This window comes from Finegoldia sp. BIOML-A4 (assembly GCF_009679635.1).
In the GTDB taxonomy this organism is placed as follows: Bacteria; Bacillota; Clostridia; order Tissierellales; family Peptoniphilaceae; genus Finegoldia; species Finegoldia magna.
The window spans coordinates 471,045-496,448 of the sequence record NZ_WKZC01000001.1 but is presented as its reverse complement, the minus strand read 5'-3'; the positions used below and the strand labels follow the sequence as shown (position 1 = coordinate 496,448).

The following is a 25,404-nucleotide window of genomic DNA, read 5'->3' as shown; positions in this document are numbered from 1 at the left end:
CTATCGTATTTTCGTTTTAGGGATAAGCATATCAAAAACAGGGATGACTATATCAAAATCTCCGTCGTAAAAGCATTGTCCTCTGAATTTCTGTTGATGTAACCATCGTATTTGTCAACGATTTCGTCGATACTGATAAGTCCCAGACCTCTGTTTTCGCCCTTTGTCGACTTGAAAATTCTGCCAAACTTCTCCTGTTTTTTGCTACTTGTCTTGTTAGTAAATGAAATGTACAATTTATTGCCCTTCATATCCATATAAATCCTGATAAATCTATCCTCTTCTGGCAAATTTCTCACCGATTCAATCGCATTGTCGAACAAATTTCCGATAATAGTCGCCAAATCGATATCTTTTATATCCAAAATATTTGAAATCTTGCAGTCGGCAATGCATTTTATATTTTCATTAGTCGCCATAGTAATCTTGGAGTTCAAAATAGCATCCGCCATCCTATTTCCAGTCCTAATCACAGGTGCTATTGAATGCAAATTCTCATCCAAATTATCCAAGTAGTTCTTGATAGATTCCATATCATTTTCAGCAACAAAAGAGCGCAAAGTTTGCAAGTGATTTCTGTAATTGTGGCGAAATTTTCTGATATCGCGGTACATATTCTCCACTTCTTGATAATGAGTGTTCAACAGTTGCTGTTGATATTCAAAAATATCTTTTTTAGAAAACAAAATCCTAATTTTACTCAAAAATCTCATATCTCACCTAATAAAACTCAATAATTTTTCTGTTAAGCTCGTTGAACTTCGCATTTGACAACAAAAATTTGCTATCATCTTCCAACAAAACATAATCCTTCTTTGTTTCTGAGATTTTTTCTATATTAATAATCTCCGAACGACTCACCTTGAAAAATCTGTCATCCAGCATATCCAATAGTTGTGTCAACGTCATCCTAACTCTGTAATTTTTATTTTGTGCGAAAATATCCACGTAATTTTTGTCCGAAATACAACTTAAGATATCCTTCAATAAAATCTTCGTATTAATACCATCGTCCTTAACAATGATGAACTTCTCCTTGTTGTTCATTTGATTAGTCGCCTTGTCCAAAAGTTCGAAAAGTTTCTCCTTTTTTATAGGCTTAATCAAAAAATTCAAAGCATTGACATCATATCCGTATCCGATATATTCTGGATAACCGCTGATGAAAATAATCTGAATATCGGAATTTTTCTCACGAATTCTCTTGGATAATTCCACGCCATTAATTTTTTTCATCTCAACATCCAACAATAAAATATCTATATAATCATTTTCATCGTAATTGAATATAAAATTCTCACCAGATGAAAAAAGCTCAGCCTTCAAATCAATTTTGTTGATATCTGCCCATTCTTCACAATATTTCTTATACAAATTTCTTATATTTTCTTCGTCATCAACGATTGCAATATTCATAACACACCTCTGTCTTATTTTATCACAACAAATTGTTTTCCATTAAAAAAAGCTACTGACACCTTGTGCCAATAGCTAATAATTATTTTTCTCGTAAAAACTCTAACAATTCATCCTTTATTTTCTCATCATGAAGTGCAAAATCAACCGTAGCCTTCACAAAACCAAGCTTGTTACCTACATCATATCTCTTGCCGATGAAATCATACGCAATCATCTTGCGTTTTTCGGCTAACTTGTTCAAAGCATCAGTCAATTGAATTTCGTTGTTCTTGCCAGGTTTTGTTTCGTGAAGAATCGGAAAAATATCTGGCGTTACAATGTATCTTCCAAGAATTGCCAAGTTAGTTGTAGCCTCCTCACGACTTGGTTTTTCAACCAACGACTCAACCTCAGTAATTCTATCCGAAGTCTTCACACCATTCACAATCCCGTACTTATCAACATCATCCCAGGAAACTTCTTGCACACCCAAAACCGGCGTCTCTTCCTTTTCGTAAATATCAGCCATTTGTTTGATACAAGGAAGCTCATCAGAAGTATTGTAGATAATATCATCGCCCAACAAAATCGCAAAAGGCTCACCACCAACAAAACTTTCTGCGTATTTTATCGCATCTCCAAGACCATTTTTCTTCTTCTGTCTAATAGTGTAAATGTTCGCCATCTTCGAAAGCTCGTGAATTTCTCGTGATATCTCCGAAGACTTCTTGTTCAATTCGTATTCCAATTCGAAATTCACATCAAAATAATCCTCGATAGATCCCTTATCCTTGCTTATAATAATCAAAATATCCGTAATTCCAGAATCCACAACCTCCTTTACAATATGATGCAAAGTTGGTTTGTCGTAGATTGGAAGCATCTCCTTCGGAACAGATTTCGATGCAGGAAGCATCCTCGTACCAAAACCAGCCGCAGGAATAACCGCTTTTCTTACCTTCATTGTCACTCCTCGTGTTATAATTTTACGCCATAAATCATTTGTCTCTAATAATATTGTAACAAGAAATGTTGATTTTTGCTATAAGGGGGGTGTGGGTGGGGGCAATATTGCAGGATTTTGAAGTTGCGTATGCTATCAAAAAGTGCAAAACCGATTTGCACACTCCCTCTTTTGATTCTTGCTGTGATAATTTCAAAAGCTTGTCCATGAAATAAAAGCAGATTACTGCATTTGCTAAGAATATCGTCTGGAGAAAATAATCAAAAATCCAAGCGAAATGACCCGTCAAAAATCTCACTCGTGAAAGCCTTGGCGCACTTGAGATTTTAGGGGCATGAGCGTGAGGATTTTTTTATTTTTGTAAGCCAGATATTCGTGCAAATCAGTTTTTCTGCTTTTCTATTAATATATATAGTGTGGGCAATTTTCTCCCTCGTTATACAACTTTCCCATTTTTTGTTATGGTAACAGAAATAAAGTCGCGATACAAAGATACGGAATAAAAGTCGTAACACGCATCGTCTGGCTTACGAAAATTGGCAAATTCTAATCTCGAAATTCTAAAATCTCAAACTCGTGCTACGCACTCAGACAATGAGATTTTTTAACGAATTTCTTCGATTGAATTTGGCACAATTTTCTCCAGATGACTCGCTTAGTTACGAGCTTTTATTATGAGTGCTACAATTTAAAAAAATAGGCAAGCCCTGTGCTCTTACCTATTCTCTAAAATCTATTTCTTTTTAATTCCCAATTCACCATCTACATTTGTGATAACGACAGTATCTTTGTCAGTCACAGTTCCTTTTATCAATTCACGTCCAAGTTTTGTTTCAACGTTGGATTCGATAAATCTCTTAACTGGTCTTGCACCGTACAATACATCATATGCTTTGTCGATAATCAAATCTTCTGCAGATTCGTCGATTTCGATAGTGATTTGTCTGTCTTCCAATTGTTTTTGCAACAACGAAACTTGTTTTTCAATAATCTTGTAGATGTCATCTTTTGTCAAAGGTTTGAACATTACGATATCGTCAATTCTGTTTAAAAATTCTGGTTTGAATCTCGATTTCAATTCGTCCATTACAGAATTTCTGCTTTCATCAGAAATATTTCCGCTGTCGTCAATTCCTTCAATCAAATCCATCGATCCAATGTTACTTGTCATAATAATGATTGTGTTTTTGAAATCGACAGTTCTACCTTTGTTGTCAGTCAAACGCCCGTCATCCAAAACTTGCAACAAAATGTTAAACACATCTGGATGTGCTTTTTCGATTTCGTCGAACAAAATCACTGAGTATGGTTTTCTTCTGACAGCCTCAGTTAGTTGACCACCTTCATCGTATCCAACATATCCTGGAGGAGCTCCCACAAGTCTACTTACTGCGTGTTTTTCCATATATTCTGACATATCGATACGAATCAAATTCTTTTCGTCATCAAACATATTTTCAGTCAAAGCTTTTGCAAGTTCTGTTTTACCAACACCAGTTGGTCCAAGGAATATAAATGAACCGATTGGTCTGTTGAGCGATTTCAAACCGCTTCTAGCTCTGATGATTGCGTCAGTCACAGCAGTTACAGCTTCATCTTGTCCCACAACTCTCTTGTGCAACAACTTGTCCATATTCAAAATCTTGTCACGTTCTGTTTCCACTAATTTCGTCACAGGAATTGAAGTCCACTTGCTCACAACTTCTGCGATTTCATCTTCAGTTACGCTTTCTTTTATAATTGAACTGTCATCTTCGTCCATTTTCTTGTTCAATTCTTCAAGCTTGTTTTCAAGTTCGACCAATTTTCCGTATTTTAATTCAGATAATTTTTCAAAATCGTATTTTCTTTGAGCTTCTTCCATTTCGTGTTTTACAGCTTCTATTTCAGATTTTGTGTCCTTGATTTCGTCGACCTTAGATTTTTGTTGAGTCCATTCCATATACATCGCATCAAACTCGTTTTTAGTATCTTGCAATTCTTTTGCCAAATTTTCGAGTCTGATTTTACTCATTTCATCGTCTTCTTTGTTCAAAGCAGCACGTTCGATTTCAAGTTGCAATATTTTTCTCTTAGTTTCGTCGATGCTTTCAGGCATAGAATCTATCTCAGTTCTAACCATCGCACTCGCTTCGTCCATCAAATCAATAGCTTTGTCTGGCAAAAATCTGTCAGTAATATATCTGTCCGACAAAGTTGCCGCAGCGATTACAGCATTGTCTGTGATTTTGATTCCGTGATAAATCTCGTATTTATCCTTGATACCACGCAATATCGAAATCGTGTCTTCTACTGAAGGTTCTTCAACTAAAACTTTTTGGAATCTTCTTTCCAATGCGCCATCTGTTTCGATGTATTTTCTGTATTCATCCAACGTTGTAGCGCCGATTGTTCTTATCTCACCACGTGCAAGCATCGGCTTCAACAAGTTTGCGGCATCCATTGCGCCTTCTGATTTGCCGGCTCCAACCAAAGTGTGAATCTCGTCGATAAACATAATGATTTTGCCATCAGATTCTGCCACTTCTTTTAGGACAGCTTTCAGTCTTTCCTCAAATTCTCCTCTAAATTTCGCACCGGCAATCAAACTTCCCATATCCAATGCAAAAATAGATTTGTTTCTCAAAGTTTCTGGAACATCATCGTTCACAATTCTAAGCGCCAAGCCTTCCACAATTGCAGTCTTACCAACACCAGGTTGACCGATCAACACTGGATTGTTCTTCGTCCTACGACTCAAAATCCTAACGCTGTGTCTGATTTCATCATCACGACCGATAACTGGGTCAAGCTTTCCTTCCTTCGCCAAATCAGTCAAATTACGACCGTATTTAGTCAACACATCAGTCGTATCTTCTGGATTGTCAGAATCTATCTTTTGATTTCCCCTCAAATCCTTCAAATTAGAAGCGAAGTTTTGTTTGTTGACATTAAAATCTTTCAACAAAACTGCACTAACAGTGTTTTTTTCTCCTAAAATACTCATAAAAATATGTTCCACTGACACGAAACTGTCTCCCATAGACTTAGCTTCGTCCTCTGCTTTCAACAAAATTCTTTGGAAAGCAGTGCTTGGGTACACACTCGATTGACTGTCGTTTTTAGGAAGAGAATCTATTTTTTGATTAAAAACGCTCTCAACTTTTTTATAATCTGCGCCCAATTTTTGAATAGTCTTTGCAACTATTGAATCTGAATCAGACAACAACGCATAGCTCAAATGAACATCCGTTACTTCTGGATTGCCCAATTTTATCGCAGTATTTTGTGCATCCTGAATTGCTTGAACAGATTTTTGTGTGAATTTGTTTAAATCCATAATCCTTACCTCCTAACATTATTCAGATAATTCGTATAATTTTTTGTATAATTCTTCTTGTTCTTCGTTTAATTTTGTAGGATTTACAATGGAAATTTCAAGATACAAATCACCTTTGACACCTTTCATATCCACGAATCCCTTATCCTTAATTCTAATTCTTTGATTAGCTTTGATATTTTTCGGAATCTTAACCTTGATTCTTTCGCCACTAATCGTTTCAACATTGATAGATTTTCCAAAATAAGCTTCCCATGGTTTAAGTTCAACCTTCTTTATAATATTGTGATCTTCAAGCTTGTTGTACACATCAACCAGGTTAATCTTCACGTAAATGTCCCCGTCAACGCCGAATTTTTCGCCCTTGACCTTAATCTTTTTACCAGGCAAAATCCCTTTTGGAACCTTCAAATTCAAGTTGACACTTTTATCTCCAATCATAAGTCCCAATCTTTTTTCTACACCGTTGTAGATATCTGATAAGGAAACGGAAATATCTGTGTCATATCTTTGCCTTGGTTGAGATTTTCTTCCAGCATTTTTGAAACCACCGAAAATATCGGAAAATCCTCCGCCGCTACCTTGTCCACCTGAGAAAAACGCATTGAAAAAGTCTGAGAATCCTCCGCCACTGCCACCAGTTGTGTAAGTGTACGAACCAGAATTCTTGCCGAAACCACCGAATCCACCAAAGTTTCCAAAATCGTACGCATTCGGATCGAAGTTTTGTCCGCCTTGGAAATTATAATTTGAGCCAAACATATCGTATTTTTTACGCTTATCCTCGTTACCCAAAACCTCGTAAGCCTCGTTGATTTCTTTGAATTTTTCTTGTGATTTCTCATCGCCTTTATTTAAATCAGGGTGATATTTCTTGGCGAGTTTTCGGTATGCTTTTTTAATTTCTTGGGAGCTCGCCTTTTTATCCACCCCCAAAACTTTGTAATAATCTTTATATTCCATAAAAACCTCCCGTAATTTGTTTTTGACTTTCTTTGACCTTGATATTATTATACACCCTTATGAGTGCATAATCAATAGTATTTGCAATCTTTGCAATATCTTTGACTTTTGATTTTTATCTTTGACCTTTGATTTTTATTTTTTATTTTGATTCTAAAATTAAATCATTATATCCATATGGAATGATCCTTGCCACTTCCCACTTCGAAATGGTATTTCACAATTCCCAAATCGACCTTTGCAGAAGGAGCAAACTTCGCCTTAGCCTTCACCTTATCATCAACCAAAGTCAACATAAATTTTTGTTGATTAATCGCAGTCGGAGCATTAAGCGCACAATCGACACCATCCTTGAACCATTGTGGCGAATTATCACTCACATTTGACACTTGTCTTGGAAGTTTGCTCTTGTGATTATAACCCCAGTTCGCAGGAATACCGAACGCAATCACAATTACCAAGTTTTCGTTAGGCTCCATGTATTTTCTTATATTCTTCTTATTATATGTAAGAGCAACCCAGCACGAACCCAAACCCAAATTCATAAGTTCCATCACAAGCTTCTCGCCGTAATATCCGCAAGTCTCGCTCAAATCATTGCCTACACCCTTCATAATCAGAAAATTATTCACATTCTCAAACTTACCATACTTCGCAAGCTTTGAATTAAAACCTTCCTTGTCATCAAACACAGCCCTTATATTCAAATTCGACTCACGATTAACCTCATCAACCTTCTGTTCAATAATTTTCTTCACAGAATTATCAATCTCTTCATCTATGTATTTTCTAACAGAATGCCTCTTGTGCATCAACTCTAAAATATCCACCTTGTCCCCCTCATTAAAATATATACTTATTATAATATACCACAAATCACGAAAATTCACGCACCACAAAGCATACAATTAAATATTTCCACGCAAACAAAAATGGAATCGCATCGATTCCATCTATATTAACCCACCACTCCACACCCAAAGCTCAATACATCTTACGCAAATTCTCCAAAGCCTTGCTTCTCGTATTGTAGAATGTCGACTGTTTCATATTCAATTCTTTACAAATCTCCCTCGCGCTTTTTTCTCTAAGGAAATTCTCGTAAATAATCTTCTGTTGCTTATCGGGAAGCTTACGCACCTTCTCATAAAGCTTTTTAATCTCCAACCTATCCTCAAAATCCTGTTCTATATTCTCATCAGATTCAATCAAATTCATCACCTCATCACCATCCTCATTAGTATAATTCAACGAAGAAATACTTCTTCTAGGATTCTTCTTCAAATAGAAAAACCTCAACCTCTGCTTCAAATAATAATTGAACGGAACCTTCCTCGAACCATCATACTCCATAATCGCATACATAATCTCAGTCTTGCCATCATCCACAAGCTCCTCAAAAATATCCGCCCTATCATAATATTTTTTTATACTACTAATAATCAACGGCTCAAATGCCTTGTAAATTCTCTCATCATCCAAAATTTTGTTGTTCACAATATAATCTATCTCTTCAAAATTCATGATTTCCATCTCCTTTTACTCAATTTTACAATCGATAAGAAGATTTTATTAATCAAGAATGAAACGTAAAACCACACCAAAACAGATAGTAATTGCGTGAACTATTCGACTATTTTGTAAAAAAGCATCATCATTCTTCACAAAACAAACCAATTCATTGTAAATTCAAATTGAAAACGCTTGAACGGGAACGTATGTTCTGTTATAATAAAATTATCATAAAATAAAAGGAGAATTTATGAAACAATTACAAGCAATCATTCCGATATACGTAGACAATATCGGCAATGCAGTCCAACTTTATTTTAATGATTTCACCACTACCAATTATTGTTCATTGGATTGCTGCATCAAAAAAATCGCCCGTAACCAATTAATCGACATCACAGAGGCCAAAAAATTAATCAAAAAATCCTTGAACATAACCAAAAATCCTCCTATTTGTTTTAAAAACGGAACGTACTGCATGATCAAAGTCAGAAAACCAATATCCAAAAACGACGGAAGTTATGGACTGTTCAACATCGAATCCATCGAAGAAATAAAAACAGGACACATAATACTTTCGAATAATCAAAAAATCACAACACTAGAATCCAAGAAAAGCATCGAAGACAAAATCCAAAAAGCGAAACTCGCCAGGCTTGTGATAGATGATTATACGACAAACTTGGACATACTCACAAGAGAATAATCACAAAAAAACTGATACATTTATGGTTCACCATATTTGTATCAGTTTTTTGCATGAAAAAATGGGACCAAAATTAGTCCCATTTTAAAATATAAATCTGCCTATCAATGAAAGGAAAAATTATTTACGTTTTTTGATAGAAACGTAAGCACCTGCTGCTGTTGATAAAGCTGCTGCTGCTAATGTTAAGATTTCAGCTTCGCTACCAGCTTTTGGTAATTTAGCTTTTTCTTTCTTCTTATTTGGAGAATCAGTGTTTTCTTTTCCAGGTTTTTCTGGTTTTTTGTCTTCACCAGGTTTTTTGTCTTCACCAGGTTTTTTGTCTTCGCCAGGTTTTTCACCTTCGCCAGGTTTTTCACCTTCACCAGGTTTTTCACCTTCGCCAGGTTTTTCACCTTCATCAGGTTTTTCTGGGTTTGAAGGAACATCTGGAGTTGATGGAACATCTGGAGTTGATGGAACATCTGGAGTTCCTGGTACGTCTGGAGTTCCTGGTACGTCTGGTTTTTTATCTTCTTCTAATGGAGATAATACATAGTAGTATTTTCCATCTGCACCTTGCCTAATAGAATATGAATTATTTATAGGATCATTTTCTAATGCTTTCTTAGCTGCTTCTTCAGCTTCTTCGTATGTGTCATATCCTTTTTGTGTTTCAGGTTTTTCTTCTGGCTTTTCTTCGTCTTCTTTGTCTTCAATCTTTAATACATAGTAGTATCTTCCATCTGCACCTTGTACTACTTCGTATGCATTGTTAATTTCATCATTTTCTAAAGCTTTTTTAGCTGCTTTTTCAGCTTCTTCATAAGTTTCGAAACCATTTTGTACTTCTGGTTTTTCTGGATCTTCTGGTTTTTCTTCGTCTTCTTCAGATTCAATCTTCAATACATAATAGTATCTTCCATTCGCACCTTGAACTACTTCATATGCATTGTTAACTTCATCATTCTTTAAAGCTTTCTTAGCTGCTTCTTCAGCTTCTTCATATGTTGCATAACCATCTTGTACTTCTTCTAGTTCAGCTAATTTTCTGTCCATTACATCTGCTCTTGCTACGATATCATTGATTTCATCAATAGTAGTAGCTGCATCTATATCTCTCTTAGCTAATTCTTTTGCCTTATCTGATAAGTGTTTTAATTCATCTATATGTTTCTTTGCAGTTTCTTTTGCTTCTGCTAATTCTTTTTCTTTTTGTTTTTCTTCTTCTTGAGCTTCTATTTCTTTATTAATTTCAGCAACTATTCTATCAACATCTTCTTTTGTAAGCGCTTTATCTAGTTCTTCTAATGCTTTTTCCATGATTGCCGGATCATCAGTAGCCTTTAATCCATCATCACCATCTTTAGCATTAACTAAAGCATTATACAATGCATTGGCATCTTCTACTACAGCATTAACTTCATCTACATTTTTAGCTTCATCAACTTTTGAATTGAAGTGATCTTTTTGTACTTGACTTAAGTCTAATTTGTTAATTTTTTCTTTAGCCGCTTCTTTTGCTTCTGCTAATTGTTTTGCTTCTTCTTCTTTATCTTTTTCTTCATCTGTTATTTCTTTATTAATTCCAGAAACTGCTTTATTTACGTCTTCTACAGTTAAAGCTTTGTCAAGTTCTTCCAATGCTTTTTGAAGTTTTGTTTCATCATCAGTTTCATTTAATTTATTAAATTTAGCATCGACTATAGCATTATATAATGCGTTTGCTTCACCTACTATAGCATTAACACCTTTTTCATCTGTAGCTTCATCTATTTTTTCATTAAAGTGGTTATTTTGTACTTCACTTAAACCTAATTTATTTATTTCTTCTTTTGCTACTTCTTTTGCTGTTGCTAATTTCTTCGCTGCTTCTTCTTCAGCTTTTTTGTCATCAGCTTCTTTTTCAGCATTAGCTTTTGTTTCTGTTGGACCATTATAGTTTTCTGGTAATTCAAATATACCTTGTCCTTTATCTTCTACAGGTTTAGGAATTCCATCTTCTGCTGCGTAAGTGTTAACGCCGCCACCAACTACAATTGCCCCTGCAAGTGCAGCCATTAATAATTTTTTATTAATTTTCATAATATCATGACAATGGAAACTTCCCTTGAATAAGGGTGGAATTTGTCTCCTCCTTTTAAATTTTTTGCATTCAATGCTATTTAAATCAAATTCGTTTCCAAGCAATTATATTGCCATTCCTTAGTTATTGTTTACCCAAAAAGGTATTTCAACAATCGAATTTCACCAATTCATTAAATCGGTGTTCTTGCTTCGTCCACTGTCCAAAATTTCCCAAGGGCAATGTCCACAAGCGTTAGGTTCGGTAAGTTCAACGCCTACCTTTTATTTTAGCTACTATTCCTAGTAGTTATAATCATATTTTAGTGTGTTTATATGAAAACATTTTTCGACCAATATAATAACAGTGTTAAGTTTTGTTGCATTATTGAACAAAAACTTATCACCACATTCTTAAATTGAATAATCGTTAATAATTATCCAATCTTTTGCTATTCATAAAGTTTTCTTTACCACATTACTATATTGACTTATGCTCATTATACTACATAAGTTCAAATATTACAATAAGTTTACAAAAATCTTTTTGTGTATATATTTTGCAGAATAGTTATGCAATTTGTTATTCAACATTTTTTATTTCAAAACCAACATATTGTGTATTTGCTTTGTTCCTAATCACTTATTGTGTTGTGCTTAAATATTATTACAATTATTTATTTTTTTATTATTTTATGATGTTTTGAATTCGAATTTCCGAGTGTGAACGACCAGTTTTTCTTTGGTTTATGAGCTAATTTTACCAATTTTTCTTCTCAATTTAATTATATCCCGTAACAATGGTTACGGATTATTGTAACTGTTATCAGTATAATATAATCAAAAAATGGAGGGATAGTATGTCAAGATTTTTAGGAAAAATTCATTATATAATGTTTGATAAGATAAATTACGTTAATGAAATCACACGCAAGATGAGTGAGTTGTTGGATGAAAATGTTGATTTGAAAAATATTGAACGTGGAGCATTGGAGGATTTGATTGACACGGACAATATTCACGGATGGTTGCAGGTGAGAGTTGGAATTGTCGAGGATAATTTGGCGAAGGTTTTGAGTGAACTTAAAAAAGAAGAAAAGCTTGAAGATGCTCTTAAAATCGCCTATGATTTTGGTGCGAAGGAGGATTTCTCGGGTGATGCTTCTGATGCGTTTCAATTTATGTCCGATAAATTCTTGGATGGGATGCCATGCGATATGGCGAATTTGCCAGTGGAATCAGATGATGGAGAGTTCCGTTGGATTAAGAGAATTGATGTGCACGAACAGTATTATATTTACGGAGAATCTTCTGAAGTTTACGATGAGTTTCGTCGTGCGTGGATGAATGGTTTGTTGAGCGATTGTGATTTGAAATACGTTGTGGAAGATGGAATTAATATTATAAGGTAGATTTGTGCGTTTTTGGGGTATAATTATATGTAAGATAACAACAAGTGTAGGAGGTATGTTATGTATATTAGAGAAGAAGTACTTAAAAATGCAAATAATAAAGAAAAAGTGTCAGAGATTTTGGAAAATTATTTCAAAACAGATGCAAATTACGAAAACGAACACGAACGTGACGAACTTCGCCGCCGTGGCTTTGAAGAATTGAAGTTAATCGGAGAAATCCAAGTTTATCAATTGTTGATGAACTCAGATAACGATAGAAGTAAATTATAATAATCAATCCCTTGTCGTGTGGCAAGGGATTTTTTAGTGGGATAAAGTATATTTTATTGAAATAAATCAGATTACTGCTTTTACGAAGAAAAAAATTAGCACTCTAATAAAAGATCGTAACTAAGCGAGTCATCTGGAGTAAATTGTGTCAAATTCAATCGAAGAAATTCGTTAAAAAATCTCATTGTCTGAGTGCGTAGCACGAGTTTGAGATTTTAGAATTTCGAGTTTAGAATTTGCCAATTTGCGTAAGCCAGACGATGCGTGTTACGACTTTTATTCCATATCTTTGTGTAGCGACAAATTTTCTTTCCTTGTCAGTGAAATAAATCAGATTACTGCTTTTGCTAAGAATATCATCTGGAGAAAATAACTAAAAATTCAAGCGAAGTGACCCGTCAAAAATCTCACTCGTGAAAGCCGTAGGTGCACTTGAGATTTTAGGGGCACGAGCGTGAGGATTTTTTTATTTTCGTAAGCAGATATTCGTGCATAACAGTTTTCTGATTTATCTAGGTCTGAAACAATTTCGGCATTCAATTCACGTAAGTGAGATTCTGCGTGTTACGACTTTTATTCCGTATGTTTGTATAGCGATTTATTTTCGTAAGTCAGATATTCGTGCAAATCAGTTTTCTGATTTTTTGATCCGAAACAGTCGTGGCAATGTTCTAATTTCCAAATAAAAAATGGGATCACAAGACCCCATTTTACTATTCTTAAATCTTAGTTTTATTTACGTTTTTTAAGTGATAAGAATGCACCCACAACACTTGCCAATGATGCTGTTGCTAGTGTTAATACTTCTGTTTCAATACCAGCTTTTGGTAGTTTTTTCTTATCTGTTGTAGTTTTGGTTGGTCCACTAACTTTGTTGTCTGAAGTAGTTGTATTAACTTTTTCTGATTTTTTAACAAGAGCTGCTTTCTTCTTTTCTGCATTTTTCTTGAATTCTTCCGCTTTTTTCTTAGCTTCAGCTTTCATTTCTTCAGATTTCTTTTCTTCTTCAGCTTTTTTCTTTTCTTCTTCGGCTTTCTTTGCTTCTTCTTCAGCCTTTTTCTTTTCTTCTTCGGCCTTTTTAGCTTCTTCTTCTGCCTTTTTCTTTTCTTCTTCAGCTTTTTTCGCTTCTTCTTCAGCTTTCTTCTTTGCTTCTTCTTCTTTTTGTTTTTCTGCTGAATTTTTCAATCCATCGATTTTCTTTTCATTTTCTGCTTGTTTCTTTTCTTCAGCAGTCTTATCTTCTGTTTTTTCTTTTTTATCTGAATTAGTTGATTTTTCTGGTTCGATTTCCTTGAATTTTAATGTGTAGTGCCATTTGCCGTCTTTTTCTTCTAGGTCAAATGCATTTTTTACTAATTCTGTTTCCAAGTCTTTTTTTGCTGCTTCTTCTGCTTTTTCTTTAGTGTGAAATTCAGGTTGAGCTTTTAATTGTTTGATTTTTTCAATTGCTTCATCAAAACGTCTCAACATTCCTATTGCATATTCAGTATTTAAACCTGTTGGTATATCAAAGACCGCTCTTTCCTTTTTTAATTCTATCTTTAATTTTTCTACTTCAGAAATTTTTCCTTGTTTTTTTAACTCAGGATTTTTTTCTAATTTTAATAATTCAGAATCTTTTTCTAATTTTTCTATAATTTTATCAACATTATTCAATATTTCATTTAAAACTTCAACAGAAACTTTTTCTTGTAGCCTTTTCGCATTATTTGTATTGTCCGCTGTAGCATAAGTGCTAACTCCACTGCCAAGAACTAAAGTTCCCGCAAGCATTGCTACCAATAATTTTTTATTAAATTTCATATTAATATGACAATGGAAACTTCCCTCAACGGGTGGAATTTGTCGCCTCCCTTCAACTTTTCAAATACATTTCAAATCCGTTTCCAAGCAATTTCTTGCCATTCCATTTACACTATCTAATCGTATTATCTCCAACAGAAATATTCCTACCGAAATACTCCTCGTTTTCTGCACAAAAAAATTTGAATTTTTTGTTAATATGTATACAAATTTTGGTTTATCAAAAGTAGTTTTGCATATAACTATTTATATTGATATTTTTATTATACTATATGATTTTAAGTAATACAATATATCCTTAATATTTCAACAATTTTTCCGTTTTTTCTCTACTGTTAAACAAAATCAGATTTTTGTTCTTTTTTAAAAACCAATACTAGCACTTTAATAAAAGATCGTAACTAAGCGAGTCATCTGGAGTAAATTGTGTCAAATTCAATCGAAGAAATTCGTTAAAAAATCTCATTGTTTGAGTGCGTAGCACGAGTTTGAGATTTTAGAATTTTGAGATTAGAATTTGCCAATTTACGTAAGCCAGACGATGCGTGTTACGACTTTTATTCTGTATGTTTGTGAAGCGACAAATTTCCACTCCCTTTTTCAGTGAAACAAATCAGATTACTACATTTGCTAAGAATCAATCGTAGCACTCTAATAAAAGCTTGTAACTAAGCGAGTCATCTGGAGTAAATTGGGTCAAATTCAATCGAAGAAATTCGTTAAAAAATCTCATTGTCTGAGTGCGTAGCACGAGTTTGAGATTTTAGAATTTCGAGGTTAGAATTTGTCAATTTACGTAAGCCAGACGATGCGTGTTACAACTTTTATTCATTATCTTTGTGTTGCGATAAATTTTCTCGTCCATGTGTTCGTGCAAAACGGTTTTCTGATTTCCTTTTACTCCAAACAAAAATAGACCCTATAAAAGGGTCTATCGTGAGTGTATTATTCGTGCAATTCCACTGTGTCTTCGTGGTATTTTGCTGGTAAGCTTGATTTTTCTTTGTTCATTCCAATGAAGAAGTTAACGTTAGCTTCTTTTGATAAAACTTCCAAGTTTTCTAGGAATTCTTCTAATTGTTCTTCAGTCATTTCAACGATTGAGTAAATTCCGTCTACGTAAATTGTTTCGATATCGAAATCTCTTGACATTATTCCTGCCAAAAATCCATACAAACTTTCTGGACTTGAGATGTGGAATGTCGATGCATCTATAAGTCTTACTGAGTGATCAAGTGAGAATATATGCTTGTCATCAGAGTCTATAAATATTATGTTACCGTTTTTGTTTTGTTTTTCGTCGTTGGCCTTGTCGATCAACCATTTTGTTTTTCCGCTGCCTTTAGGACCTACTACAAATTTAACCATTATTATCATCCTTTCTTAAACCATTTTAAAAAGTTTAATTTACTTTATATTATTATACCCATTCTTTTACTAAAATTATCACCTTGGAAAATATTTTCTCGTTCCATTTTTTCAATTATCATATCTTGTATTTTCCAGTGACTTGTATTCCAGTTGCAAAACACGGAATCCTCTTCGGGCATTCTGCCGACTAAGCGCTGAATGAGGATATCCTTATCCAAATATTTCAAAAATTCACAAACTTCATTTACGTAATCGTCCAGTGATTTGAGTTTAACTTTTCCTTCTTCGTACCACTTCGCAAGTATTGTGTGTTTGGGAATGTACAGTGAATGGATTTTGCTTTCGTCAACTTTTAATACCGATAAAAGCTTCGCTGTTTCTCTGACATCGTCCATGTCATCCCATGGAAGTGCAAGTATTACGTGTGTGCAAATTCTAAATCCGTATTCTTTTATCATCAGACATGCGCCAACGAAGTCTGCGACCGTGTGTTGTCTGTTGATTATCTTCAAAGTTTTGTTGTTGGATGTTTGAAGTCCAAGCTCTATGATGATGTCGACGTTTTTTTCGTCTTGAAGTTGTTTCAATATTTCCAAATGCTCACGTGCTATACAATCCGGCCTTGTGGATACGCTGACTGCAACGACATTTTCTACAACTGCTTCGTTGACGTATTGTCTGAACAATTCAAGCGGCATGTATGTGTTGGAGTAATTTTGAAAATACGATATGAATTTGTGGGCGTTGTATTTGTTTTCGATGGTTTGTTTGTCTTTTTCCAATTGTTCTGTAATTGAAAGGTGTTTTTCTTTGTTTTCGAAGCTTCCACCTTCTTCGTGACAATAAATGCAACCACCATGCCCCAACCTTCCATCTCTGTTGGGACAAGTCAAATCCAGTTTTATGGGAAGTTTGTAGACTTTTTCTCCGTAATGTTCTTTTAGATATTTGCTGTAAATATTATATCTATCAGTCATTTAGGTTGTCTCGTACGAAATCCAACACTTCTTGTGGATTTTCGTCTGGTTTTACTTTTCTGAATTCTTTGACCAAGTTCATATCCTTGTCAAATACAAACGTGCTTCTTTCTGTTTTGGTAACTTCTTTGCCGAACATTTTGCCCTTGTAAACGCAACCAAAATTGTTCAAGAATATTCTTTCTGGGTCGGATATCAATTCTTGTTTTAGTCCTTGTTTTTTTCTGAAATTTTCGTGTGTCTTTTCTGTGTCCTTGCTAATTCCCACAACTTCTGTGTTAAGCTTTTGAAATTCGTCGTAAATTTCGGAAAATCCGTCCGCTTCTATTGTACATCCACTTGTGTTATCTTTTGGATAGATGTATACTACCAAGTTTTTGCCCTTGTATTTGTCATAATATTCTTCATTCAAAAATTCTTTTAAATTATTCATAATCCCTCAACTCAAATAGTTCTTCTAAAAATTTCGCCAGTCCGTCTTGTTCGTTTGTGTATTGTGTTATGATGTCTGCGTTTTGTTTCAAAATATCGTCGGAGTTTTTCATCGCAACTCCAAGTCCACTGTTCACAACCATTTCCAAATCGTTGTGCGCATCGCCAATAGCAACCACTTCATCACTTGTTATTCCAAAATGTTTAAGCACATGAATTGCCCTTTTGTATTTGTCCGTGTTAACGTTTTGCACTTCAAGCATTCTGATGTTTTTGGAAAAATACTTCGTGTGAATGTGATATGTCACGTTGGGATTGGCCTTGATATGCTCAACAATATCGTAAATACGGTCTTTTCTTGCTATCATAATCATGCTTACACAATCATCTATCGGCAAATTCCTCTCAGACACTGTCATTATCTCACCAATATCCCCAACGCTATCCTCAAAATTCTTCTTATCTTCTTCATCTTGGATGAGAAGTGCGCATTTGTTTTCCACAAAAAAATACGGCCTTATCCCATACTCCTCTGATAGAGTGCTAAGCTCATCCACCTCATTGGATTCCAACTTCAAATCCTCATCCGTTGCAATATTGGAGCTACTGTGAATAATAGCTCCATTATTTGCAAGGATTATTTTGTCAAAATCTAATTTTTCGGTTAATTGCTTAGCTCTGGATAGACCTCTTCCTGTCGCAATAATAATCTTTATGCCGTCGTCATAAAGTTTTTGTAAAATTTGATTACTGAAATCAGTAATTTTTTTATCGTCTGTCAGAAGAGTTCCGTCCAGATCAATCATAACAGCCTTAAAATTATTCTTCATCTTCTCCTTCAAAATCCACGAAAAGAGATTCGAATGTTTCTTTTGCTTTTTCGTATTCAGCATCGTCTTCGATCACATCTAAGTTAGCTTCTTCTTCGTTGATTTCTTCGTATTTGTAAATCATAATTTCGTTGTCATCTTCAGATACAAGTGCGATGTAATCACTGTCGTATCCTTCAACTTCGAATACTCCAAGTATTCCACATTCGATTTCGCCGCCATCTTCTAATGTTAGTACGATTGTATCTAACTCTTCTTCATCATACATTTCTTCGTTTAATTCTTCGTTTTCTAAATTTCTTTCGTCACTCATTTTTATCCTCCATTTTATAATGATTCTACTAATTTCTTCAAGAATTCGTACACTCTATATGTGGATTTTAAATCCAAAGTTTCTTTTGGTGTGTGAACTCCCGTCATATCAGGGCCGATGGAAATCATGTCCATGTCCGGATATTTCTTTGAAAATACTGCACATTCAAGTCCTGCGTGAATAACATTCACTTGCATGTCTTTTCCTGTGACTTCCTTGTAAACTTTCAAACATTTGTCTCTTAGTTCGCTATCTTCGCGGTATTCCCAAGGTTCGTAGAACCCTTCAGATTTAACTATTCCACTGTTTGATTTTGTTGTATTTGTAATCAAATCTTCAACTTCTTTTATCTTATCCAAAACTGAAGATCTGATTGATACCATAAACACGAATTTGTCATCTTCTGTTGTTGCAATTGATTGGTTAAGCGATGTTTCTACCAAATCGTCGTTTCCTTTTACCATATCCAAAACTCCGTTTGGAATTGTTGTTAGGAAATTCAAGATGTGTTCTGTAGATTGTGCATCCATTGGAGTCTTTCCATCTACTTGTTCAAACTTAAACTCCATTTTTTCTTCAACTTGTTTGAAACCATCAACGTTGATTTCGCCGTCTTTGATTTCGTCTTCACTTGCAATGATAAGCTCACAATTTCTTGGTATTGCGTTGTGTTTTGTTCCACCATTTAATGAAACGATTCTCAAATTGTGACGTGTCGATAATTCTTTTAGGATTTTAACTGTGGATTCTATGGCGTTAAGGTGATTTTTGTTGATATCTTGACCACTGTGACCACCTCTGAAACCATTGATTGCAATTCTGTAGAAATATTTTCCAAAATCTTCGCGTTTGATTGCAAATTCAGAATTCAAAGTGTTTCCACCAGCGCAACCACAAGTCATGATTCCTTCTTCTTCGCTGTCAACGTTGATAAGATATTCGCCTTTTAAGAAATCTTCGCTTACGGCATTCGCACCGATAAGTCCAACTTCTTCGTTTGTCGTAATCATCAATTCCAAATCAGGATGTGACAAGTTTTCATCTTGCAAAATAGCAAATCCCATTGCGATTGCTATTCCATTGTCAGCTCCAAGTGTTGTCTTGTTGGCAGTTAACTTGCCATCTTTTTCGATAAATTCTATCGGATCTTTTGTAAAATCGTGATTGCTGTCATCTTCTTTTTCGCAAACCATGTCCATGTGACCTTGCAAAATAACTCCTGGATGACCTTTTTTATCTTCTGTTGCAGGCTTTCTGATTACGATATTTAATTCATCATCAACATCGTAGTCAAGCCCTAGTTGTTTTGCTTTATTTACTAAGTATTCGTTAATTCTTTTTTGGTCAAATGAACAACGTGGAACATTCGACAATTCTCTGAAATTTTCTAATACTATATTTTTCATTTAATTACACCTCAAGACTTATATACCCATTATGAAATCAAAAACCACAAATTTTATGCATTAATTATATAGATTTTGCTACTCTGTCTGCGATGATTTTTTTCCTATCAGGTGCAAATTCTTCGAGATAATCACTTTCTGAAAGTACGTCTACGATTATTTCGTAAATTTTATTAGCATCAATTTTTTTGTCGATTTTTTCTTTGATTAGCTCAAACTGTTTTTTTCTGTCAGTGTAGAACGGCTTCACATCAGGATTGTAAGAATTTATCGCAGTATCAAGTGTGTTGTAGAATAAGCTTGTTCCCGAATCATAAATCGGAGCCATTCCTCTAACTTCAAGCGTTTCAACATCTCTTATGAATCCAAAATTATTAAAATGTCTGTCTTCATTGAAAATTATATAATCGAGAAATAGCATTTCATCGATTCTTTTTTTCGCACCATTAACTCCTAGTTTTTCCAATTCTTCAATCACGAAATCATACATTGAAATATGGTTAGGTTTTTGAGTGTTTTGGACAATCGCATTAACTGGGACAAGCTCCGTGTTTTCATCGATGAAATTCTCACACACCGAACAATATTTATCTCCGATTTTTTTAATCTCGTATTTTATATGATTAATTCCAAGAATTTTTGAGATTTCATAGGCTATTTTTTCGTTGAAAGCTTCTTGATAGAATGGTTTCGAAGAGCCTTTAACGAGAATTCTCTTACCTTCATTTAGCATCCATGCTTTTTTAAGCCAACCATCTGATGTGTTGTTCGGAGTTTTTAGTGAAAAAGAAATGTCGGATTTACCAAACATAAAAAGCCCCATATCTTGTGAGAAATCATTTTGGAAAAAGTTGATGTCTTTCCATTCTACGCTGTCGTTTTTTTCTTTTATCCAATATTGATCCGAAAGAGATAGTCCGAAATACGCCAAGCTAAGTTCGTAAAGCGATTTGCCTTGAATGTTTTTCAAAATAATGTCCTTGTCCTGTCTGGTATCTGGAATTCTTCTACCTTTTAGAAAATGCTCAAAGCTACTTTTTTCGATTATATTTTTCTTATTGTTGTATTTAACTTGCACCGGTCTGTATTTTGGATTGTATATTTCTATGATTTTTATGATTCTATTGTGAATCATTTCAAAAGAAAACACCGGCGTGTTTTTATTGTAGATTACATATTCCATTCTATCCCCTCCTTTTCTATATTGTACTATATTTGTGTTATTTTATTGTAAATTTAATTGTGGCTCAAATACGCATTTATGAATTTATCCAAATCACCGTCAAGCACATCTTGCACTTGTGAACTTTCAAAGTTTGTTCTGTGATCTTTTACCAATGTGTACGGTTGGAAGACGTAGGATCTGATTTGGGAGCCCCACGCTATTTGGTTGTATTTTCCTTGGATGTCTTCGATTTTTTCACGCTTTTCTTCTTCTTTTATCATGATAAGCTTGGCGATAAGCATATCCATGGCGTATTTTCTGTTGGCGATTTGCGATCTTTCTGTTTGACATTGGACTGTGACACCTGTTGGAATGTGTGTGATTCTAACTGCAGAGTCTGTCATGTTGACATGTTGTCCTCCGGCACCTGATGCTCTGTAGGTGTCAATCTTCAAATCTTTGTCGTCGATTTGGATGTTGTGATTATCTTTGATTTCTGGGAAGACGTCCACTGATGCGAATGATGTGTGGCGACGTTTTTGTTGGTCAAACGGAGAAATCCTGACAAGTCTGTGGACTCCTTTTTCGCTTTTCAAAAATCCATAGGCGTTAATTCCTTGTACGATTAACGATACAGATTTGATGCCACCTTCTGTATCTTGGTTGTAGTCGGTGATTTTGTAGGAATAATTCTTGTCCGCAATCCACCTCGTGTACATTCTCAGTAACATTTCCGCCCAATCTTGTGCTTCAGTCCCACCTGCACCTGCGTGAATGGACATAATCGCATTATTTTTGTCGTATTCTCCCACTAAGAGCGTTTTGATTTTGAATTCGTCGACTTTTTCTTCCAAACTTTTGAGTGTCTTGGAGATTTCTTTTTCGTATTCTTCTGTGTTGTCTTCTTTGCTGATTTCAAGCATCATTCTTACTTCTTCGATTTTTTCTTCGATTTCGTCGTAGTTTTCGACATCAGCTTTTATGGAATTCAATTCGTCGAAGATTGCTTGTGCTTTATCGCTGTCATCCCAAAAGCCTTGTTTCAATGTTTCTTGTTGCAATTCATCTAATTTTTTTCTTAAATTGTCTAAGTCAAAGAGACTCCTTTATTTCTTTTAGATTTTGAGATAAACTTTCTATTTTTTCGTTAATTAAAAATACGTCCATTTTTATCCTCCAATTGCATATATTTTTTGAACAAAAAAGGAGGATTTCTCCTCCTTTGTGTTTGTATTTGTTTTTGTAATAGTGGTGGTGTTTGAAAAGTTTCATAAATGACACCAAACTTTATAGCACAGATATCTACCTTTTCGCATTCTAAGAAGTATTTATTCTTATGCTAAGAATATCATACGGAAAAAATTGTTTTGATTTTAAATTGAAGAGCTCCGTCTAAAAATCGGACTGCCCGAGCTTTAGCGAGGCTTGCGATTTTAGGAGCTCGAAATTATGAAATCATCAATTTTTGTAGTCAGATATTCGTGCATAAGGATAATTTACTTCGCCTCTCCCTAGCTATAAATGTTTTATGTTCAATTATCAAAACCAAACATTTCGCTTCTACCTATTCCACTATTTATTATCTATTTTTACCACAGCAGTTTTTGTATTTCTTACCACTTCCGCATGGACATGGATCGTTTCTGCCGATTTTCTTACCTTTAACTACTGGTTTATTGATTTCTTCTTCACCACTTGATGCAGAAGTTTCGTGAGCTACTTGTTTTCTTTCGATTTCTTCAACTGGTTGAACGTTGAACATTCCTCTAACTGTGTCTTCTTTTATAGAGTGGTTCATATCTTCAAACATTTCGAAACCTTCATTGTTGTAAGCTCTTACTGGGTCTTGTTGACCGAAAGCTCTTAGACCGATACCTTGACGCAATTGATCCATAGCATCAATGTGGTCCATCCATTTTCTATCTACAACCATAAGAAGAATTACACGTTCGATTTCTCTGAATTTTTCTTTGCCAATGGCTTCTTCCTTTTCGCCGTAAACTTCCAATGCTTTTTGTGTTACATAATCTGTGAAAGTTTTCTTGTTGTAGCTGTTAAGTCTTGTAAGATCCAATGTTCCTTCTGGAATGAATGTGTTAAGATATGTCATCAACGCTTCCATTTCCCAATTTTCTGATTTTGGATCTTGGCAATATGTGTCAATTGCATTAGCAATGATGTCTTTAATCATAGCCACGATAGATTCGTGCATATCTTCTCCGTCAAGTACTTTATCCCTTTCAGTATAAATTACTTTACGTTGTGCATTCATAACGTCGTCGTATTTCAATACGTTCTTTCTGATACCAAAGTTATTAGATTCAACTTTTGTTTGCGCTCTTTCGATTGCTTTAGTGATTGTTCTGAATTCCATTGGTTCGTCTTCTGGGAATTTGCCAGATTCAGCGTATTTTTGGATAGTTTCTCCACCGAACAATCTCATTAAGTTGTCTCCTAATGATACGAAGAATCTTGATTTACCAGGGTCTCCTTGACGGCCAGAACGACCACGCAATTGGTTGTCAATACGACGTGATTCGTGACGTTCAGTACCGATGATATATAATCCTCCGACTTCAAGAACTTTCTTCTTATCTTCGTCAGTCATTTTCTTGTATTTTTTGTATAATTCATTGTATACATTTCTTGCTGCAACTAATTCTTCGTCTGTACTTGGCAAGAATGAATCCAAACTTTCGATTACGTATTCGCCGTAACCTTGTTTTTTCATATCGTGTTTTGCTAAGAAATCTGGGTTACCACCTAAAAGAATGTCGGTACCACGACCTGCCATGTTTGTTGCGATAGTAACTTTGTCAAACATACCTGCTTGTGCTACGATTTCTGCTTCACGTTCGTGTTGCTTAGCGTTCAATACGTCGTGTTTGATTCCGTTTTTCTTCAACAATTTGGACAATCTTTCTGAAACTTCAATTGAAATAGTACCAACTAGAATTGGTTGTCCAGTTTTGTGAATTTCTTTTATTTCTTCAACGATTGCGTTGAACTTAGCGTTTTCGTTGATGTAAACTCTGTCTTGTTCGTCAAGTCTGGCTACTGGTTTGTTAGTAGGGATTTCAACAACGTCCATCTTGTAGATTTCATTGAATTCCGCTTCTTCAGTCTTGGCAGTACCAGTCATACCACTTAATTTGTTGTACATTCTGAAGTAGTTTTGGAATGTAACTGTTGCCAAAGTTTTAGATTCGCTCTTAACTTCAACACCTTCTTTTGCTTCTATAGCTTGGTGAAGACCATCAGAATATCTTCTACCTTCCATGATACGACCAGTAAATTCATCAACGATAAGGATTTCGTCATCTTTTACTACGTAATCAATATCGCGTTTCATTGTATTGTTAGCCTTCAAAGCTTGGTTAATGTGGTGAGCTAATTCCATGTTATTAGGGTCAGACAAGTTTTCCACGCCAAAATATTCTTCGGCTTTTTTAGTACCAATTTCTGTAAGACTGGCAGTTTTTCTCTTTTCGTCAACCAAGAAATCTACAGTTTCATCCTTAAATTCACGATCGAAAATATCTGGCTTGTCTTCTTCCGGATCCATAATACGTCCAGTCAAACCATTAGCAAACATATTTGCTCTCATGTACATATCTGTAGATTCGTCGCCTTGACCAGAAATAATAAGTGGAGTTCTAGCTTCATCTATTAAAATAGAGTCAACTTCGTCCACGATTGCAAAGTTAAGGCCTCTTTGAACCTTGTCTTTTTTGTAAATAACCATGTTGTCACGCAAATAGTCGAAACCATATTGGTTATTAGTACCATAAGTAATATCACAAGCGTAGTTTTCACGTCTTTCGTCATTATCCAAACCATAAACGATAACGCCTACAGTTAAGCCCAAAAATTCGTGAACTTTTCCCATCCATTCCTTATCTCTCTTTGCAAGATAATCATTGACAGTAACCACGTGAACGCCCTTACCACTAAGCGCATTCAAATATGCAGGTAAAGTTGCAACCAAAGTCTTACCTTCACCAGTTTTCATTTCTGCAATTCTACCTTGGTGTAAAACAACACCACCGATTAATTGCACACGATATTGTTTCATACCCAAAACTCTGTAGCTGGCTTCTCTAACTACAGCAAAAGCTTCTGGCAAAATATCGTCCAAAGTTTCTCCGTTTTTTAATCTTTCCTTGAATTCAACAGTTTTATGCTTTAATTCATCATCTGATAATTGTTGCATAGACTTATCATATGATTCAATTTTTTTAATAATTGGTTCTATTTTCTTTAGCTCTTTTTTATTAGCTGAGCCAAAAATAGATTCAAATACTCCCATATAAATCTCCTTACTTTAATATCTATAAATACTACCTTTTATTTTAACATTAAAATACATCATTTACAACAAAAACATCAACATTTAAAGGAAATCACTTATAAAATTTACCAATAAATTACAGAGCATATAATTTTAGGTAAAAATCCGAAAAATTTATTTATAAAATCATCTTCAATATAAAAGAGAGCCGAAGCTCTCTTTTGTT

21 protein-coding genes are annotated in these 25,404 nt (G+C 34.7%); 3 read left to right on the top strand and 18 right to left on the bottom strand.

Features of this window, described 5'->3' with window-relative positions; all coding sequences use genetic code 11:
- Window positions 1-47 precede the first annotated feature (47 nt).
- The 7 genes from GKG01_RS02340 to GKG01_RS02310 all read right to left on the bottom strand — a co-directional run bounded on the left by GKG01_RS02340 (window position 48) and on the right by GKG01_RS02310 (window position 8,168).
- Complete coding sequence (locus GKG01_RS02340) at window positions 48-713, bottom strand: ATP-binding protein (RefSeq protein WP_094204424.1); 666 nt, start codon at window positions 711-713, stop codon at window positions 48-50.
- A 7-nt stretch (window positions 714-720) separates the two neighbouring features.
- Window positions 721-1,416 carry a LytTR family DNA-binding domain-containing protein gene (locus GKG01_RS02335; RefSeq protein ID WP_154272049.1) on the bottom strand — a complete coding sequence of 232 codons (696 nt, stop codon included), beginning with the start codon at window positions 1,414-1,416 and terminating at the stop codon, window positions 721-723.
- A gap of 82 nt (window positions 1,417-1,498) precedes the next feature.
- Complete coding sequence (galU, locus tag GKG01_RS02330; RefSeq protein WP_094225176.1) at window positions 1,499-2,362, bottom strand: UTP--glucose-1-phosphate uridylyltransferase GalU; 864 nt, start codon at window positions 2,360-2,362, stop codon at window positions 1,499-1,501.
- Between the two features lie 733 nt (window positions 2,363-3,095).
- Window positions 3,096-5,681, bottom strand: a complete 2,586-nt coding sequence (gene clpB, locus GKG01_RS02325) for an ATP-dependent chaperone ClpB (protein ID WP_154272048.1) — start codon at window positions 5,679-5,681, stop codon at window positions 3,096-3,098.
- Between the two features lie 18 nt (window positions 5,682-5,699).
- A complete protein-coding gene (locus GKG01_RS02320; protein WP_154272047.1) occupies window positions 5,700-6,644 on the bottom strand; it encodes a DnaJ domain-containing protein in 945 nt (314 codons plus the stop codon).
- 167 nt (window positions 6,645-6,811) lie between these two features.
- Window positions 6,812-7,474: a nitroreductase family protein gene (locus GKG01_RS02315; RefSeq protein WP_347233089.1), complete on the bottom strand. Its 663-nt coding sequence runs from the start codon at window positions 7,472-7,474 to the stop codon at window positions 6,812-6,814.
- 154 nt (window positions 7,475-7,628) lie between these two features.
- Window positions 7,629-8,168, bottom strand: coding sequence for a sigma-70 family RNA polymerase sigma factor (locus GKG01_RS02310; protein WP_154272046.1), 540 nt, complete (start codon window positions 8,166-8,168; stop codon window positions 7,629-7,631).
- Window positions 8,169-8,406: 238 nt separating this feature from the next.
- Here GKG01_RS02310 and GKG01_RS02305 point away from each other — a divergent pair, with 238 nt between their 5' ends.
- The gene (locus GKG01_RS02305; protein ID WP_154272045.1) at window positions 8,407-8,862 is read left to right on the top strand and encodes a hypothetical protein; all 456 of its coding nucleotides are present in this window, start codon (window positions 8,407-8,409) and stop codon (window positions 8,860-8,862) included.
- Window positions 8,863-8,982: 120 nt separating this feature from the next.
- Here GKG01_RS02305 and GKG01_RS02300 read toward each other — a convergent pair whose 3' ends face one another.
- Window positions 8,983-10,926 (bottom strand): DUF5633 domain-containing protein, encoded by a 1,944-nt coding sequence (locus tag GKG01_RS02300; protein ID WP_154274620.1) that lies wholly within the window; start codon window positions 10,924-10,926, stop codon window positions 8,983-8,985.
- Window positions 10,927-11,765: 839 nt separating this feature from the next.
- On the opposite strand from GKG01_RS02300, the gene GKG01_RS02295 reads away from it, so the two are divergent.
- Complete coding sequence (locus GKG01_RS02295) at window positions 11,766-12,317, top strand: hypothetical protein (RefSeq protein ID WP_154272043.1); 552 nt, start codon at window positions 11,766-11,768, stop codon at window positions 12,315-12,317.
- Window positions 12,318-12,377: 60 nt separating this feature from the next.
- Window positions 12,378-12,590, top strand: a complete 213-nt coding sequence (locus tag GKG01_RS02290; RefSeq protein ID WP_154254768.1) for a hypothetical protein — start codon at window positions 12,378-12,380, stop codon at window positions 12,588-12,590.
- 732 nt (window positions 12,591-13,322) lie between these two features.
- Here GKG01_RS02290 and GKG01_RS02285 read toward each other — a convergent pair.
- The 10 genes from GKG01_RS02285 to secA form a co-directional block, all read right to left on the bottom strand.
- Window positions 13,323-14,393 carry a DUF5633 domain-containing protein gene (locus tag GKG01_RS02285; RefSeq protein WP_154272042.1) on the bottom strand — a complete coding sequence of 357 codons (1,071 nt, stop codon included), beginning with the start codon at window positions 14,391-14,393 and terminating at the stop codon, window positions 13,323-13,325.
- 945 nt (window positions 14,394-15,338) lie between these two features.
- Complete coding sequence (locus GKG01_RS02280; RefSeq protein WP_154272041.1) at window positions 15,339-15,761, bottom strand: ATP-binding protein; 423 nt, start codon at window positions 15,759-15,761, stop codon at window positions 15,339-15,341.
- Between the two features lie 44 nt (window positions 15,762-15,805).
- Window positions 15,806-16,741 (bottom strand): TIGR01212 family radical SAM protein, encoded by a 936-nt coding sequence (locus GKG01_RS02275; protein WP_154272040.1) that lies wholly within the window; start codon window positions 16,739-16,741, stop codon window positions 15,806-15,808.
- Window positions 16,734-17,174, bottom strand: coding sequence for a peroxiredoxin (locus GKG01_RS02270; protein ID WP_094207729.1), 441 nt, complete (start codon window positions 17,172-17,174; stop codon window positions 16,734-16,736). The genes GKG01_RS02275 and GKG01_RS02270 overlap by 8 nt, the downstream gene beginning before the upstream one ends.
- The gene (locus GKG01_RS02265) at window positions 17,167-18,003 is read right to left on the bottom strand and encodes a Cof-type HAD-IIB family hydrolase (protein ID WP_154272039.1); all 837 of its coding nucleotides are present in this window, start codon (window positions 18,001-18,003) and stop codon (window positions 17,167-17,169) included. The genes GKG01_RS02270 and GKG01_RS02265 overlap by 8 nt, the downstream gene beginning before the upstream one ends.
- Window positions 17,993-18,316, bottom strand: coding sequence for a DUF1292 domain-containing protein (locus GKG01_RS02260; RefSeq protein WP_002836077.1), 324 nt, complete (start codon window positions 18,314-18,316; stop codon window positions 17,993-17,995). The genes GKG01_RS02265 and GKG01_RS02260 overlap by 11 nt, the downstream gene beginning before the upstream one ends.
- Before the next feature lie 14 nt (window positions 18,317-18,330).
- The gene (gene pepD, locus GKG01_RS02255; RefSeq protein WP_154272038.1) at window positions 18,331-19,722 is read right to left on the bottom strand and encodes a beta-Ala-His dipeptidase; all 1,392 of its coding nucleotides are present in this window, start codon (window positions 19,720-19,722) and stop codon (window positions 18,331-18,333) included.
- A gap of 64 nt (window positions 19,723-19,786) precedes the next feature.
- On the bottom strand, window positions 19,787-20,905 hold the full coding sequence (locus GKG01_RS02250; protein WP_154272037.1) for a HipA domain-containing protein: 1,119 nt from the start codon (window positions 20,903-20,905) through the stop codon (window positions 19,787-19,789).
- A gap of 53 nt (window positions 20,906-20,958) precedes the next feature.
- A protein-coding gene (gene prfB / locus GKG01_RS02245; protein ID WP_194164485.1) for a peptide chain release factor 2 occupies window positions 20,959-22,054 on the bottom strand; the annotation gives its coding sequence in 2 pieces (ribosomal slippage) (window positions 20,959-21,981 and window positions 21,983-22,054; 1,095 coding nt in all).
- A gap of 412 nt (window positions 22,055-22,466) precedes the next feature.
- On the bottom strand, window positions 22,467-25,196 hold the full coding sequence (secA, locus tag GKG01_RS02240; RefSeq protein ID WP_154272036.1) for a preprotein translocase subunit SecA: 2,730 nt from the start codon (window positions 25,194-25,196) through the stop codon (window positions 22,467-22,469).
- Between the last annotated feature and the right edge of the window lie 208 nt (window positions 25,197-25,404).

Bases quoted from the DNA above. Each gene is read 5' to 3' on its own strand.
- pepD (WP_154272038.1), bottom strand. From the start codon at position 19,722: ATGAAAAATATAGTATTAGAAAATTTCAGAGAATTGTCGAATGTTCCA.
- GKG01_RS02260 (WP_002836077.1), bottom strand. From the start codon at position 18,316: ATGAGTGACGAAAGAAATTTAGAAAACGAAGAATTAAACGAAGAAATG.
- GKG01_RS02290 (WP_154254768.1), top strand. From the start codon at position 12,378: ATGTATATTAGAGAAGAAGTACTTAAAAATGCAAATAATAAAGAAAAA.
- GKG01_RS02300 (WP_154274620.1), bottom strand. From the start codon at position 10,926: ATGAAAATTAATAAAAAATTATTAATGGCTGCACTTGCAGGGGCAATT.
- GKG01_RS02335 (WP_154272049.1), bottom strand. From the start codon at position 1,416: ATGAATATTGCAATCGTTGATGACGAAGAAAATATAAGAAATTTGTAT.
- GKG01_RS02275 (WP_154272040.1), bottom strand. From the start codon at position 16,741: ATGACTGATAGATATAATATTTACAGCAAATATCTAAAAGAACATTAC.
- GKG01_RS02295 (WP_154272043.1), top strand. From the start codon at position 11,766: ATGTCAAGATTTTTAGGAAAAATTCATTATATAATGTTTGATAAGATA.
- GKG01_RS02340 (WP_094204424.1), bottom strand. From the start codon at position 713: ATGAGATTTTTGAGTAAAATTAGGATTTTGTTTTCTAAAAAAGATATT.
- GKG01_RS02265 (WP_154272039.1), bottom strand. From the start codon at position 18,003: ATGAAGAATAATTTTAAGGCTGTTATGATTGATCTGGACGGAACTCTT.
- secA (WP_154272036.1), bottom strand. From the start codon at position 25,196: ATGGGAGTATTTGAATCTATTTTTGGCTCAGCTAATAAAAAAGAGCTA.
- GKG01_RS02270 (WP_094207729.1), bottom strand. From the start codon at position 17,174: ATGAATAATTTAAAAGAATTTTTGAATGAAGAATATTATGACAAATAC.
- GKG01_RS02310 (WP_154272046.1), bottom strand. From the start codon at position 8,168: ATGAATTTTGAAGAGATAGATTATATTGTGAACAACAAAATTTTGGAT.
- clpB (WP_154272048.1), bottom strand. From the start codon at position 5,681: ATGGATTTAAACAAATTCACACAAAAATCTGTTCAAGCAATTCAGGAT.
- galU (WP_094225176.1), bottom strand. From the start codon at position 2,362: ATGAAGGTAAGAAAAGCGGTTATTCCTGCGGCTGGTTTTGGTACGAGG.
- GKG01_RS02280 (WP_154272041.1), bottom strand. From the start codon at position 15,761: ATGGTTAAATTTGTAGTAGGTCCTAAAGGCAGCGGAAAAACAAAATGG.
- GKG01_RS02305 (WP_154272045.1), top strand. From the start codon at position 8,407: ATGAAACAATTACAAGCAATCATTCCGATATACGTAGACAATATCGGC.
- GKG01_RS02320 (WP_154272047.1), bottom strand. From the start codon at position 6,644: ATGGAATATAAAGATTATTACAAAGTTTTGGGGGTGGATAAAAAGGCG.
- GKG01_RS02250 (WP_154272037.1), bottom strand. From the start codon at position 20,905: ATGGAATATGTAATCTACAATAAAAACACGCCGGTGTTTTCTTTTGAA.
- GKG01_RS02285 (WP_154272042.1), bottom strand. From the start codon at position 14,393: ATGAAATTTAATAAAAAATTATTGGTAGCAATGCTTGCGGGAACTTTA.